Raw genomic sequence first — 13,400 nt, forward strand, 5'->3', positions numbered from 1 at the left:
TCATGCTCACAGTTTCCTTTTGGAAAGCGGCCTTCGAGCGAGCGGTCAAAACTGCGGCGCAAGCAGCGATCGCCCTGATCGGCACCGGTTCGGTCGGTTTCACCGATCTCAACTGGCTCCAAATCGCCTCCGTCTCCGGGGTCGCCGGAGTCGTATCCATCTTGACCTCGCTCGCCTCTGGTGCGGGCGACGGCAACCCCTCCGCCAACAACGCGGAATCCGCCGGCGGCCGTCACGCCGCCCGGTAGGCAGGAGGAAGGTCCCTCGCCCGGGTCACGGGCGAGGGACGCTCCCGCCCGGTTGGCGCGGTCCGGAAACCGAACTAGAGTTATCACCAACGAACAGCCAAACAGTGAGGCCAGTATGAAATCGCCCCGAGTCCTGATCTGCGCCACGGTCGCTGCGGCTGCCCTTTTCGCCTTGGCCGGCTGTTCCGGGAGCTCCGCCGATCCGGCTCCTAGCAGTCTCGAGACCGCCGGGACGCCCAGCCCGGCCAGTCCCACGGCCAGTGCGACACCGGCAAAGGCCTACACGGCCGAGCAACTCTCCGCGGTGATCCCGACCATCGTCGATTCCACCGGAACGCCGTATACCCGGGTTCCCACCGAGCTCCTGGACCAAGGCCTGGCCGCGCTGAAGACCCAGATGGCAAGCATGCAAGTCGCCCCTGCCGAATGCCGAGATCTGGCCTTGCAGAACTCCAATCTTCCGGAGGGCAGCATCTTGGCCACCGGCAATTCGGCAGCAGACAAAAGCGCGCTCACGGTGCTTTCCGCCCAGGACCCCGCAGTGCTCACGAAGTATCTTGCCGACGTCGAATCGGGCAGCAAAACTTGCAGCAACTTCACCGTGATCGCCGGCGGCCAGGAGATCAAAGCTGCGGTGACCGCCCTCGATGTGAAGACTTCGGCGGCCAAGTCCACGGCGTCGCTGGTGGTCCAGACCCTGCCTACCGGCAATACCGTGAGCATCCTCGCGGTCACCGGAGTCAAGGACAACGTATTGGTCACCGCAGCCGCTACCGGGGTCGTTCTGCAAGCCAGTGACAGCCCCGGCCTGGTGCGAGTCGTCGATGAATACTTCGCAAAGCTCGATTCCTGAACCAGCGCGGATTCCGATTCGCTGGCGCATGCCGGCAGCTGCTCCGGAACGGTTCCCGACGCCCGCCCGGCTCGCGAATTCGGATTAGCGGTTCAAGCGCAAAAAAGACAGCCCCGGCGGGATACCAGAAGTATCCCGCCGGGGCTGTTTCAGTGGAGATGGGGGGAATTGAACCCCCGTCCGATGTCGTGTTGCCAGGTCTTCTCCGGGCGCAGTTTGCGTCGGTTTTTCTCGGCCCCAGTGATCATGCAAACAAGTCACTGCCAGGCCCAGCCGTCTAAAAGTCCCCCACGTTGCAACGACAACAACGCAGAGCAGTGGCTCTCTAAATGACGCCAAGGTCCGGGTAGAGAGCATCCCCGGTTTGACGGACCGTCAGGCTGCTTTAGGCAGCGAGAGCGAAGTCAGTGCGCTTAGAATTGGCACTTATTGGTTTGCAGACAGCGTTTACGAGATAATTCTGCATCCTCGGCCCGCTTCACCTGTCGCGACTAACATCGTCGAAACCAGTCATCCCCGTGTTCAGTTATCAAGGTGTTCCATTCTACCGTATCCGGCAGACACTGACTACAGCAGTCCCGACTCGCTTTTTATTTCCAAGACTTTGAGCGCAGCTGCATCGACCGCGGCGGCGAAGGCCGGATCGGCGGTGGCCCGAGCCAACATGCCCTGGTACATCTGCGGCAGCAGCGCTTGATTCGTGCACAGCGCCATGGTGCCGCCCGCGGCAATGAACCCGGCGCCGCGATCCGCCACCGGGAACGGCGAGAGTTGCACCGCATCGCAAATGTCGTCCGACACGATGATTCCGGTGAACCCGAGATCGCCGCGGAGCATGTCCTTCATCACCACCGGGGAAAAGGGCGCGATGTTCTGCGCGTCGATCGCCGGATAGTAGGCATTGGAGACCATCATCCAGCGCACGCCAGAAGCCACCGCGTCCCGGAACGGCTGCAGGTATGGATCTTGCCGCACGGTGGTTGCGTCCGTGACATTGCTGGCCACATCGGTGTTTTCGATCACCCGGCCGAGTCCCGGAAAGTGTTTGACCGTAGGCGCCACACCTGCTGCCGCAAAGCCCAGAGCCGCCGCCACACCGCGAGCCGAGACGTCGGCCGGAGTGTAACCGTACTCTCTGCCGAAGTAGCCGATCGGCGCGTTTTGCGGCGCGAAGGCCGCCGATGGCACGGTGTCCAGAACTGGCGCGAAATTGACATTGACGCCGGCCGCCGCGAGCTGTTGGCCCCACAGCGTGGTGTTCGCCTTGATCTGTTCCGGCGAGCTTGCCGCCTGTTGGATCGCGGATGGGATTTTGCCGAACCCCGGTCCATTCATGATTTGCACCAAGCCGCCTTCTTGGTCGGTCGCGACGAATTGCCGCACGTCCGCAGTGCTGAGCGGACCAACAGTCGCGGCGAGCTGATTCACCACTCCGGCGACCGCGGCGGCTCCCCCGTATTCGCGTCCTTTGAGAAAGACATTTCCCACGTTCATGGTGTTCAGTGCGGCCAATACATTGGCATCCGGGCCGCCCACCGGCGAGGAAACCATCAGGATCTGACCGATTTTCTGGGACAACGTGAGCCCGGCCAGCTTCGCCTGAGCCGGCGTCGGCGGCGGGCTGGACGGCGTGGGCTGGTCCGGCGTCGGGCTGATTGTCGGGCCGCTGCTGGCACTTGGCCCGGCGCTGCTGCCGGAACCGCCGGCAGACTGGCTGCCGTCGGCCTTGGCACTGCCGAACCAGGCCGTGGAATTCAGCCCCAAAACCAGCGCTGCGACCAGCAGCAGCAGCACGCCCGCCACCGAACCGGAAATCAACCAGGTTTTCTTAGTCATTGGCACCGCTTTCCGAACTGCTGAACCGGCGCAGGTGCGCCTGGCTCAGGGCGTCCATCTCTTCATCGCTGAGTTCATCGATCTGGGCACGTTCACGTTTGTCGGTGCGGGCGAAGCGCAGGAACATCAAGACCAGGATCGGCAGATCCGATATTTCCGCGATGAACCAGAGCCAGTCCCCGGCCAGCTGCTGGTCACGCAACGGGTTCGGGAACCAGCCGGGATGGATCCCCGGAACCACCCCGGCGCCGTCCAGCACGGTCTCCGAGAGCCGGAGCAGGATGCCAGGAATCGCATCGGCCAGCAGCTCGATGAAAGCGAACAGGATTTCCAAGACGATCAGGGCGCTGGTGGCTCGGGCCCCGGCTTCGGTGATCGGCAGGACCAAGAGCAATCCGAGCAGCGGCACGGCCAAGGTGAGCGCCGCTTCCGCGGCTCCGTTCATCCGGATGGTGCCGGCAATCGGAGTGAGCAGCCCGGCGAAAAACGCCAAACCCACCAACGGCGCTACCACTGCGTTGCCGAAGAACCTCATCGGCCAGCGGGCCCAGGAAACCAAGCGGTCACGGGCCGGTCCGGGAGCAATCGCCGCGCTCGCCAAAGCTACCGGCTTGCCCAGGGCCAGCAGCAGCGGGACCAGGAACAGCAACAAGGCCAACTTCACGGCGAAGGCCCATCGCAAGGATTCCGCGTTCACCCCGAGAAAGCCGAAAGCGACCGTCAGGTACGAACCCAGGCCGAGGACTCCGAAGAGCAGCGTCCGGTGCCAGGGCCATTCGCCGCGCAGCCGGATCACCCCGGTGGCGTAGAGCCCGCCGAAGAGCAGAGCGAGCGCCAAGGCCCAAGGATCCAATGCCCAGGTTCCGAAGAACTCGCCGATCGAGGGCATTTAGCCCAAGTTCTTTTCGCGCATTGCACGCAGCGCCTCACGTGAGTCCTGGGCTTCGCGGAGGGCTTGACGCTTATCGTATTCGCGCTTGCCTTTGGCCAGCGCGATCTCCACCTTCGCCTTGCCATCCAGGAAATACAGCTGCAGCGGGACAATCGTGAATCCGGCTTCCCGTGTTTTATGCGAGATTTTGGTCAATTCGGCACGGTGCAGCAACAGCTTACGACGCCGTCGGGCACTGTGATTGGTCCAAGAACCGTTCAGGTATTCCGGAATATAGACGGCTTCCAACCACAATTCATCACCGTAAAAGGTGGCAAAGCCATCGGTCAGGTTGGCCCGGCCCTCCCGCAATGACTTAACTTCGGTGCCCATCAAGGCAAGGCCGGCTTCGAAAGTATCCCCGATATGGTACTCATGCCGCGCCTTGCTATTGGTGGCCACTACCTTCCGGCCACTTTCCTTCGGCACAGCAGTCTCCTCTATCGTTTTGGCAGATGATCCATCTTACTCCTGGAATCAGAGCAAGCCAGCCGGGTTCACCGGAGAGCCATTGAGCCAGGTCTCGAAGTGGGCGTGGCAACCCGTGGAGTTTCCGGTGCTGCCGGTGTAGGCGATGACCTGCCCCTGGCTCACCGACTGGCCCACCGAAACCGCCACCGAGGTGTTGTGGTAGAACACCGTGGTGAGCGCATTGCCTTGGATCACGCCGTTGGAAAGCATCACGGTGTTTCCGCCACCGTTGTTGAGCCAGCCGGCAACCGAGACCTTGCCCGAGGCCGGGGCCCGCACCGGGGTGCCACAGGAGACTCCGTAGTCGATTCCGGTGTGCAGGTAGGATCCGGTGCCGTTGAAGTCGATGGTTCCCGGCGGCACTGCACGCCAGCCCCAACCGGAGGTTATCGGCGCACCGGCGAAGGGCGAAAGCAGGCCGAAGGCCGAAGGGTTCCCGGGCGGCGGCGGCGTCCAGTTGTTGTTTCCTTGGTTTTTGGCCGCCTCGCGGGCCGCCGCCTCGGCGGCGGCGATCTCCTGCCGTTGCCGTTCTGCGATTTGGGCGGCCACATTGTCCTGCTCGGTCTTCACCGCGGCGAGCTTGGCCTGGATCTCGGGCTTTTTCGCGTTCAACTCATTGCTCAATGCGGTGGTATCGACCACCAGCTTGTCCAACTCGGCCTTTTTGGCGGCTGCTTCGTCCTGGGCAGCCTTTTCCGCGGCCAACGCAGCATCGGCTTTGGCTTTCAAATCGGTGATCTCGGCCTCGACCGCGATCAACCGGGCCTGCGAGTTGAGGTTCGTGGCGCTTTGCTGATTGAGTTTGTCCAAAGCCGCGTACTTGCTCCGCAAAACCTGGTCGGCCATGCTCAGATTGCTGGCAATCTGATTGAGATCGGTACCGAGCAGCATTGAGATGTTCTCGGCCACACCGCCGGATTTGTAGGATTGCGCGGCAATCCTGCCGATCGCCACCTTGGACGCATCGGTCTGCTCTTTGTCGGCGGCGATCTGCGCTGCGATTTTGTCCCGGCTCTGTTGTGCCAAATCGACCCGGGCCGCCAACGATTGGACTTGCGCAGTCGCCGCGCCCACCCGGCCCTGGGCATCTGCCAGTGCCTGCTGCGCCCCGGGCAGCATGCCGGAGAACAAGGTCAGGTCTGCCGCCGACTTGGCAATTCCGGCGTCCACGAATTCGAGCGAAGCCTGGACGTCGGCAGCCTGCTGCTTCAGCTGGTTTGCCTGGTCATCGAGGTTGTCCGCGTAGGCCGCAGAGGGCACGGAGAAAGCCGGGATCAGGATGCCCAACACCAGACCCGCAGCCGCCAGGACGCTGATTCCTTTACGCAGGGCATGCGTCGTGCGGGTCTCCTCGGGTGCCATGTCCAACACTTTTGCCTTCATCGTCAGTCTCTCCATGTGGTCGCCGTCTCAGTCTAGACTAAACCTTCAAGTACTTCCTGAGGGTTATCCATGAAGATAGACCCGCTACGACGATGCTGATCCCGATCAGCACTGGTGCGATCCACCAGACCTGGCCCACCGTGATGAACGGCGTGACCGGATTGGCCGGCGCCCAGATGTCTTCGATCACGAACTTCGTCACCGCCCACAATCCCGCCGAGGCAAGCACTGCACCGATGAACGCCGCGATCACGCCTTCCAGGATGAAGGGCAATTGCACCACGGTCTTCGATGCCCCCACCAGCCGCATGATCCCGGTCTCGCGTCGTCGGCTGAATGCCGAAAGCCGGATCGTGGTCGCGACCAGCAAGAACGCCGCCACGATCATCAAGCCGGCGATCACCAACGCGGCGATGGTTCCGATCCGCATCGTGGTGAAGATCGGCTCCAGGGCAGTGCGCTGATCGACCACTTGGTCGACGCCGGGCACCGAAGAGAGTGCTTCATTGAAGATCTGGTATTTTTCCGGATCCGTCATGCTGACCCGGAACGAAGCCGGGAGCTGATCCGCGGTCAGGGAATCCGAGATCGCAGAATCCGGCCGCTGTTCCTTGAAGTGTTTGAGGGCGTCTTCCTGGGTTTCAAACTCGACTGTCTTGACGTACTGCTGGAGCGGCGGCTGATCCAATTTCGCCTGGATATCGGCGCGCTGCGCCTCGGTGTAAGCGCCCGATACGCAACTCGGATTCGTCGAATCCTTGTTGCAGAGGAAGACCGACACTTGAATCCGGTCATACCAATAGCCCTTCATATTGTCGATCTGCTGCTGCAGCATGAGCGCCGCGCCGACGAAGGCCAGTGACACCACGGTCACCAAGATCACCGATACCACCATGGACAGGTTCCGGCGCAGGCCGGAACCGATTTCACCGAGGATGAAGCCCAGTCTCATTTGCCGGACTCCTGCTCTGCCGGGTACGCATCCTGGCCATCGGAATCGACGGTTCCCGGAGCTACTTTCGGAATCATCGAGGTGTAGAGCGCCCGGGCTTCATCGCGCACGATCACGCCGTTGCGCAGTTCCACCACCCGCTTGCGGTATTGGTTCACGATGTCGTCGTCGTGTGTGGCCATCACCACGGTGGTGCCGTTCTGATTGATTTTGTCCAGAACCTTCATGATGCCCAGCGAAGTATCCGGATCGAGGTTTCCGGTCGGTTCGTCGGCCAGCAGGATCCCGGGCTTGTTCACCACGGCGCGGGCGATCGCCACGCGTTGCTGCTCACCGCCGGAGAGTTCATGCGGCAGCCGGTTCTCCTTGCCTTCCAACCCCACGGTTTTGAGCACCTCGGGCACGGTTTCCCGGATCACGCTGCGGTTCTTGCCAATCACCTGCATCGCGAACGCCACATTTGCGAAAACCGTCTTCTGCGGCAGCAACCGGAAGTCCTGGAACACGACGCCGATGCCGCGACGGAGCTTCGGCACGCGCCACGAAGAGATATTCGCGACGTTCTGGCCCGCGACGTAAACGGCACCGCCGGTGGCCCGGTCTTCTTTGAGGACCAGCCGCAGGAAAGTGGATTTTCCCGAGCCTGAAGAACCGACCAGGAAGGCGAATTCGCCCCGGTCGATCTCCAGCGAGATTTTGTCCAGCGCTGGGCGGGTCTTGCGGTCATAGACCTTGGTGACAGTGTCGAAACGAATCATGGCTCTTTTTCACCCAGAGGTTCACCGGCAGCTGGGCAGGGTTCGGGGAAGAATCCACCGGCTTCTCGACTATAGGCATCTACCGCCGGAGTATTCCCGGACCGGACGCGGTGTGTCGGCTATTTCCGCTCAGTTCGGCCGCAGCAGCGGCTATTCGGCAGCGTTGCGGTTGTTGGCCCGCCACCGGATGCCGGCGTCGATGAAATCATCGATGTCTCCGTCGAGCACACCGGAGGTGTTCCCGACTTCGTGTTCGGTACGCAGGTCCTTGACCATTTGGTACGGATTGAGCACATAGGAACGCATCTGATCGCCCCACGATGCTTTGACATCCCCGGCGAGCGCCTTCTTTTCCGCATCTTCTTCTTGCTTCTTCAACAGCAGCAACCGGGACTGCAAAACGCGCAAAGCAGCTGCCCGGTTCTGCAGCTGGGACTTCTCGTTCTGCATCGAGACCACGGTGCCGGTGGGCAGGTGGGTCAGCCGGACCGCCGAATCCGTGGTGTTGACGGACTGGCCACCAGGACCGGAGGAGCGGAAAACATCGACCCTGATGTCGTTTTCCGGGATTTCGATACTGTCCGTCTGCTCGATCAACGGGATGACTTCGACCGCCGCGAAGGAGGTCTGCCGACGTCCCTGGTTGTCGAACGGGCTGATCCGGACCAAGCGGTGGGTACCGGCTTCAACGCTGAGCGTTCCGAAGGCGTAGGGCGCTTTGACTTCGAAGGTGGCCGATTTCAAACCGGCTTCCTCGGCGTACGAGGTGTCCAAGACCGCAGTCGGATAACCGTGGCGTTCCGCCCAACGCAAATACATGCGCAGCAGCATCTCGGCGAAATCGGCGGCATCCACACCGCCGGCACCGGAGCGGATCGTGACCACGGCTTCCCGTTCGTCGTATTCACCGGCGAGCAGGGTGACCACTTCGAGTTCCTGCAAGGATTTCTGCAATGACTTGAGCTCTTTGACCGCCTCGGTGGCGCTGTCTTCATCGTGTTCCGATTCGGCGAGCTCGACGAGCACTTCCAAATCGTCGATTCGTGAGGTCAGCGTTTCCAACCGTTCGAGCTTCGACTGGGCATGGGAGAGCCTGGACGTCACTTTTTGCGCTTCCGCAGGGTCGTCCCAGAGGTCAGGCGCCCCGGCCTGCACGGAAAGCTCTTCGATCTCTTTCCGTAGCGAGTCGGCATCGATCACCCGTTCGATGGAATCGTAGGTGGCGCGGAGCGCGCGGATCTCTGCCAGAAAATCGATGTCAGCCATGATGCTCTAGCTTATGGCATCGGCCGACGCTGCCGGTATTTGCCGCTGAGCCCGCGCCCTCCGGTCAACGCCGCAGCTGCGGGCGGGCTGTGCTGGTGGCCGTGATTTCGACTCCGTCGGGCAACAACAATCCCACCACCGGCAAGCGGACTACCGCGGTCAGCACCACCGTGGCGCTGCGAGAGTCCGGCGAGCCGGTCCGTTCGGACACTGCCAACCGGTCGAAATCCTCCGCGGTCCGGGCCTGCTGGAGATACTGCCGAACCACGGCGCGGACCCGCTGGTCGCTCAGCGTCAATTGCGGTGCCGAGCCAGGCCCGACGGCGCCGAGGCTGAAGCTGTCCGCAGCGAACGCCGAGGCACTGTCCGCGACGGACAACAACCGTTTGTGCTCCAAGTACACCGCCGAAGCAGCCGTCACCACCGACACCGCCAACAAGGACAACAGCAGATAGCCGATGACCAGAATCGCAAGCTGCCCGGATTCGCCGGCAGCACAGTGCTGACCGCCGCGGTGCAAAGCCGCCGTCCGCCGCGCAACGATTCGGACCGTCACCGGAACCGACCGACCATCTGGGAAGCGCTTGCCGCCAGGCTGACCCCGGTGCGGTCGAAGCCAGGCAGGCTCGGCAACAGGGGCAAAGGCACCCGTACCGTGATCACCACGGTGACCCGGGTGCCCGCAGCCTGGCAATCTGCCGGCTCGCAGGCTATCCGCAACTCGGCCTGTTCGGGTTGCAGGCCGAAATCACGCATGGCCAAGAGCACCGCCTGTTCGGCCCGCAACTCCGCCGACTCCTGCGTCGCTTCGCGAACATAGACTTTGCCCGCCTGGTCTGCCGCGCCGGCTGCGGCAAACGCCGCCCCTTGCAATTGCGCCAAAGCCACGATCAAGTACAACACCGGAAGCAATAGCAGCACGCCCAGGAAAACGAATTCGATCACGGCACTCCCCCGAGCCGAAGGTTCCGCCGGCGGATGCCGAATTCGCTGGGCGATTCGGGCCAAGCCGCCGCCTGGCTCACGGTTGCAGTGCCGCATGTCCGTTCACCTCCAGGACTTTGGCCGGCCCGATCAAGCCGATCACCGGCAACGGAGCCCGAACCGTGATTCGCAGCACCGGAATCCCTGCGACGTCGGCACGGCTGAAACCGATGTCCTGGGCGAAGTCGGGGTTCAGCGCGGAGCCGATCAGTTCCCGGGTCCGATTCACCCCGTCCTCAGCTGCCCGGTCCGCCAAGCCGCCGTACCGGGCACCGGAGGCTGCGGCATCGATGATGGTGTTTCGGACGTGCAGAACCAGCGCCAGCTGGACAATCGAGATGAAGGTCAAGGCCAGCAACGCGCCTACCAGGACAAAGTCGACCAGCGCGGAACCGCGCTCAGCCGCGGACTCTATTGATCGCGTCATTGAACATGCTGGTCAGGGCCGGGCCGGCGAGCGCAAGCAGCGCGACGACCAATAACGCGGTCATCAGGGTCACCATGACCCAACCCGGGACGTCTCCGCGCTCGCCGTCGTCGGACCCTTTCAACCGGCCGCGGACAACCAGGCAAAGACTCCCGATGAAGCCAAGCAAGGCAACTGCCCGGATCCAGTTGCGACACCGTTGCAATCCCATGGTCATTCCTCTCATTCAAACCTCCTATAGACCGAAACTCAGCAGGTGGAATCCGGGGAAAGCTGCGAAGAGCACAGTCAGCGGCAAAATACCGAAGACCACCGGAATCATCATGGCGATTTCCTTTTTGCCGGCCGATTCCATGAGCTCCCGTTTCGCCAAGTCCCGGACGTCCTGTGCTTGGGCGCGCAGGACGTCCGCCAACGGGGTGCCGCGTTGGATCGCCACGGCGAGGCCGTCGGTGAACCTGACCAGGGGCATCGCCGTGGTCCGGGCGGAAAATTCCGCCAATGCCTCGATCAGCGGCGTCCCGCTGCGGGTGCGGTTCAGAATCCTTTCGAACTCACTGGAAAGTTCGCCGCTCGAAGCCCGGCAGACCCGTTCCAAGGCGCCGGCCGCACTCTCACCGGCACCGACCGCGAGGGCCATCAATTCCGCCAAGGCCGGGAATTCGTTCAGCATTTTCCGCTCGCGGCGTTTGATCTGCTGGGATAGCAGATGGTCGCGCAACAGATACCCGAAGCAGGCTGCGCCCAGCGACACGACGGCCGGCAGCAAAGGGTTGCTGGTTCGGCCGATCGCCCAGAACACCGAAATCGACGCTGCTACGCCGAAGCCCACGCCCGCCCACAGGAGCTGCTCGGCCCGGAATTCCAAGGGCGACTGTGCCCGGCCGGCCTGGCCGAGCCGCAGCGCCAAGTTCGCATTTCCGCTGCCGATTCCGGGAAACCGAACGCCGGCCCGCGCCAACCCGCCACGCAGGAACCGTCCCAGGGGACCCAGCATGGACCCGGGGGCGTCGACGCGCAGCAGAAGCCTCGATTGCGCTGCGGACGGGCGCATCTGCGGCTCAATCCGTTCGCTGAATTCCGGTCCGCGCATGAAGGGGGCTCGGAACAACACGAGGCACAGCCCCAGGCCGAGCAGTGCTCCGGACAGCATCGCCGGCAACATCTGGCTGCTCATCGCAGGACCCGCGCTTCTTCCGGCAGCGCCCCGATGCGGAGCATCACCCGGTAGCAGAGGACCGAGACGCCCAGGCCCACCAACAGGAGAATCCATCCGGCCGTCGAGTTGTAGGCATTGAGCGCATCCGGCTGGGTGGCCAACAACATCAAGACCAGCCACGGCGCCACGACAGCGAGCCGGGCGGCATTGACCGTCCAGGACTGCCGGGCTTCCAATTCGCTCCGGGTCCTGGCCGCCTCACGCAGGAATTCGCTCAACGTGCCTAGCAACCGCCCCAAGTCCGAGCCACCGACGTCCCGGGTCAATCTGAGCGCTTCGAAGATCCGGTCCGACACCGGATCGGAGAGCCGTTCCTTGAGCCGGTCCAAGGCCGGTTCGAAATGCCCGCTGGAACGGTAATCGACCGCGAAATCCTGAAAGTAGGCGCGAAGCTCCGCCGGCCCCTTTTCGCCCAGCTGGCTCAGGGCTTCAGCGAGCGCCAACCCGGCCCGGATCGCGGATCTGAGCTGGTCTACGACGTCGGGCCACAGTTGCCGGAACACCGCTGCCCGTTTCGCGGCACGCCTGCGCAGCACCAGAAAGGGAAGCAGGCCGCCGAAGAGTCCGAAACAGCAGGCGACCGGCAATGAACCGCTGAGGAGAAAGGCCGTGAGGAAGACCAACCCGCCGGAACATCCGGAGATCGCCACGAAGGCCGCCGTCCCGATCCGTTCGACTCCCGCCTGACGCAGATTCCGGGCAATCGGATCGGAACGGCCCTTCCGGGTTGGCCGGGCCGGCGTCGCCCAACACGACCACCAGATGAGGAAGAGGCCGATTCCGGAGCTCAAGCCCACCGCCACCGGCATCAGGAGGCCGCCAGGAGTTCAGCTACGTCGTAGCCGGCCCGTTGGAATTTATCCGCAGCCGGCATAGCCACCGCGACCGGCGCCAAGCGGCCGTCGCGGGTACCGAAAATCGGGGCCGTTTCAATGACCCCGTTCTCCACCCGGCTCCCGATCGCGAGGATCTCGACCACCCGGCGGGACCCGTCAGGCGACCTGTTGCAGTGCACCACCAAGTCGAGGCATGAAGCGACCGTAGGCACCACGAACGCCGAGGAGATGTTCTGGCCGGCCAAGAGCGGCAAGGTGCACAGTTTGACGATGGCATCGTGCGCGGAGTTGGCGTGCACCGTCGCCATCCCGGGCAATCCGCTGTTCAAAGCGATGAGCATGTCCAGGCACTCGGCCTCCCGGACTTCGCCGACCACCAAGCGGTCGGGGCGCATGCGCAGTGCTTCCTTGACCAGACGGCGCAACGGCACCTCGCCGCTTCCTTCGAGATTGGCCTGGCGGCATTGCAGGCCGACCACATCACGCAACGGAAAATGCAGTTCGAACACTTCCTCCACCGTCACCACCCGTTCCCGCGCGCCGATGCTCGCGGACAAGCAGTTGAGCATCGTGGTTTTCCCGGCTTGGGTGGCACCGGAGACCAGGATATTGAGTCCAGAAGCCACCGCCGCGGCCAAAAACCGTGCCGCTTGCTGCGGCAGCGTACCGAGTTCGACCAGGTGTTCCAGGCGGCTCGCCCGAGCGACGAACTTCCGGATGTTCACCGCCCAATGCTCCCGGGTGACATCCGGGATCACGACGTGCAACCGCGAACCGTCCGGAAGCGCCGCATCGACGAATGGACTGCTCAAGTCCAGACGACGTCCGGAACTCTTGAGCATTTTCTCGACCAAGTCCCGAATCAGTTGCGGATTCAGCTGCAAGCCGGTCAGCTCGGACTCCCCGTTGCGCGCGACATAAATTTCGGTCGGTGCATTGATCCAGATTTCTTCGACTGCAGGATCATCGAGAAGCGGTTGAATCGCACCGAACCCGGTGACCGCGTCGAGGACGAATCGTTTTGCCTCCGCGGCCCGGCGCAACGACGGCACCGCACCGAGCAACGCGCGTTCTTCATAGTCGAGGAAAACCGCTTCGACGATCTGCCGAACTTCGGCCAGCTGGCGCATCGGGTCTATTCCGTCGCGCCGCAATAGCTCCCGGACTTCGCCTTCGACAATATCCACCGCGTCCATCGGAGCCTCCCCCTGGCTATGAATCCGCTGTGCTTCCATA

General features: G+C 63.0%; 16 protein-coding genes and 1 other RNA gene. 2 read left to right on the top strand and 15 right to left on the bottom strand.

What is annotated here, in order from left to right; genetic code table 11:
• Positions 1-2 precede the first annotated feature (2 nt).
• Together JOE69_RS03950 and JOE69_RS03955 are read left to right on the top strand one after the other, a co-directional pair.
• Positions 3-248 (top strand): holin, encoded by a 246-nt coding sequence (locus tag JOE69_RS03950; protein ID WP_309796256.1) that lies wholly within the window; start codon positions 3-5, stop codon positions 246-248.
• 115 nt (positions 249-363) lie between these two features.
• A complete protein-coding gene (locus tag JOE69_RS03955) occupies positions 364-1,101 on the top strand; it encodes a hypothetical protein (protein WP_309796259.1) in 738 nt (245 codons plus the stop codon).
• Between the two features lie 150 nt (positions 1,102-1,251).
• On the opposite strand, the gene ssrA is transcribed toward JOE69_RS03955, so the two are convergent.
• The 15 genes from ssrA to JOE69_RS04030 form a co-directional block, all read right to left on the bottom strand.
• Positions 1,252-1,619: a transfer-messenger RNA gene (ssrA, locus tag JOE69_RS03960) on the bottom strand.
• A gap of 49 nt (positions 1,620-1,668) precedes the next feature.
• Complete coding sequence (locus JOE69_RS03965) at positions 1,669-2,937, bottom strand: glycoside hydrolase family 3 N-terminal domain-containing protein (RefSeq protein ID WP_309796261.1); 1,269 nt, start codon at positions 2,935-2,937, stop codon at positions 1,669-1,671.
• Positions 2,930-3,826: a cytochrome c oxidase assembly protein gene (locus tag JOE69_RS03970; RefSeq protein ID WP_296363723.1), complete on the bottom strand. Its 897-nt coding sequence runs from the start codon at positions 3,824-3,826 to the stop codon at positions 2,930-2,932. The genes JOE69_RS03965 and JOE69_RS03970 overlap by 8 nt, the downstream gene beginning before the upstream one ends.
• On the bottom strand, positions 3,827-4,297 hold the full coding sequence (gene smpB, locus JOE69_RS03975; RefSeq protein ID WP_309796263.1) for an SsrA-binding protein SmpB: 471 nt from the start codon (positions 4,295-4,297) through the stop codon (positions 3,827-3,829).
• A gap of 48 nt (positions 4,298-4,345) precedes the next feature.
• Positions 4,346-5,737 (bottom strand): murein hydrolase activator EnvC family protein, encoded by a 1,392-nt coding sequence (locus JOE69_RS03980; RefSeq protein WP_309796265.1) that lies wholly within the window; start codon positions 5,735-5,737, stop codon positions 4,346-4,348.
• A 22-nt stretch (positions 5,738-5,759) separates the two neighbouring features.
• On the bottom strand, positions 5,760-6,674 hold the full coding sequence (gene ftsX, locus JOE69_RS03985) for a permease-like cell division protein FtsX (protein ID WP_296363726.1): 915 nt from the start codon (positions 6,672-6,674) through the stop codon (positions 5,760-5,762).
• Positions 6,671-7,432 carry a cell division ATP-binding protein FtsE gene (gene ftsE / locus JOE69_RS03990; protein ID WP_296363727.1) on the bottom strand — a complete coding sequence of 254 codons (762 nt, stop codon included), beginning with the start codon at positions 7,430-7,432 and terminating at the stop codon, positions 6,671-6,673. The genes ftsX and ftsE overlap by 4 nt, the downstream gene beginning before the upstream one ends.
• A gap of 150 nt (positions 7,433-7,582) precedes the next feature.
• The gene (gene prfB / locus JOE69_RS03995; protein ID WP_309796269.1) at positions 7,583-8,698 is read right to left on the bottom strand and encodes a peptide chain release factor 2; all 1,116 of its coding nucleotides are present in this window, start codon (positions 8,696-8,698) and stop codon (positions 7,583-7,585) included.
• Between the two features lie 64 nt (positions 8,699-8,762).
• Entirely contained in the window at positions 8,763-9,254 is a 492-nt protein-coding gene (locus tag JOE69_RS04000) for a pilus assembly protein TadG-related protein (RefSeq protein WP_309796271.1), read from the bottom strand.
• Positions 9,251-9,643, bottom strand: a complete 393-nt coding sequence (locus JOE69_RS04005) for a hypothetical protein (protein ID WP_309796273.1) — start codon at positions 9,641-9,643, stop codon at positions 9,251-9,253. Before JOE69_RS04005 ends, JOE69_RS04000 begins: the two co-directional genes overlap by 4 nt.
• A 76-nt stretch (positions 9,644-9,719) precedes the next feature.
• Positions 9,720-10,109, bottom strand: coding sequence for a TadE family protein (locus tag JOE69_RS04010; RefSeq protein WP_309796275.1), 390 nt, complete (start codon positions 10,107-10,109; stop codon positions 9,720-9,722).
• Complete coding sequence (locus JOE69_RS04015) at positions 10,081-10,335, bottom strand: hypothetical protein (protein ID WP_309796277.1); 255 nt, start codon at positions 10,333-10,335, stop codon at positions 10,081-10,083. Before JOE69_RS04015 ends, JOE69_RS04010 begins: the two co-directional genes overlap by 29 nt.
• 9 nt (positions 10,336-10,344) lie before the next feature.
• Positions 10,345-11,286 (bottom strand): type II secretion system F family protein, encoded by a 942-nt coding sequence (locus JOE69_RS04020; protein WP_309796279.1) that lies wholly within the window; start codon positions 11,284-11,286, stop codon positions 10,345-10,347.
• Positions 11,283-12,137 carry a type II secretion system F family protein gene (locus JOE69_RS04025; protein WP_309796281.1) on the bottom strand — a complete coding sequence of 285 codons (855 nt, stop codon included), beginning with the start codon at positions 12,135-12,137 and terminating at the stop codon, positions 11,283-11,285. Before JOE69_RS04025 ends, JOE69_RS04020 begins: the two co-directional genes overlap by 4 nt.
• Entirely contained in the window at positions 12,137-13,360 is a 1,224-nt protein-coding gene (locus tag JOE69_RS04030; protein WP_309796283.1) for a TadA family conjugal transfer-associated ATPase, read from the bottom strand. The genes JOE69_RS04025 and JOE69_RS04030 overlap by 1 nt, the downstream gene beginning before the upstream one ends.
• Positions 13,361-13,400: the final 40 nt, after the last annotated feature.

It is taken from the genome of Arthrobacter russicus (genome assembly GCF_031454135.1).
Classification (GTDB): Bacteria; Actinomycetota; Actinomycetes; order Actinomycetales; family Micrococcaceae; genus Renibacterium; species Renibacterium russicum.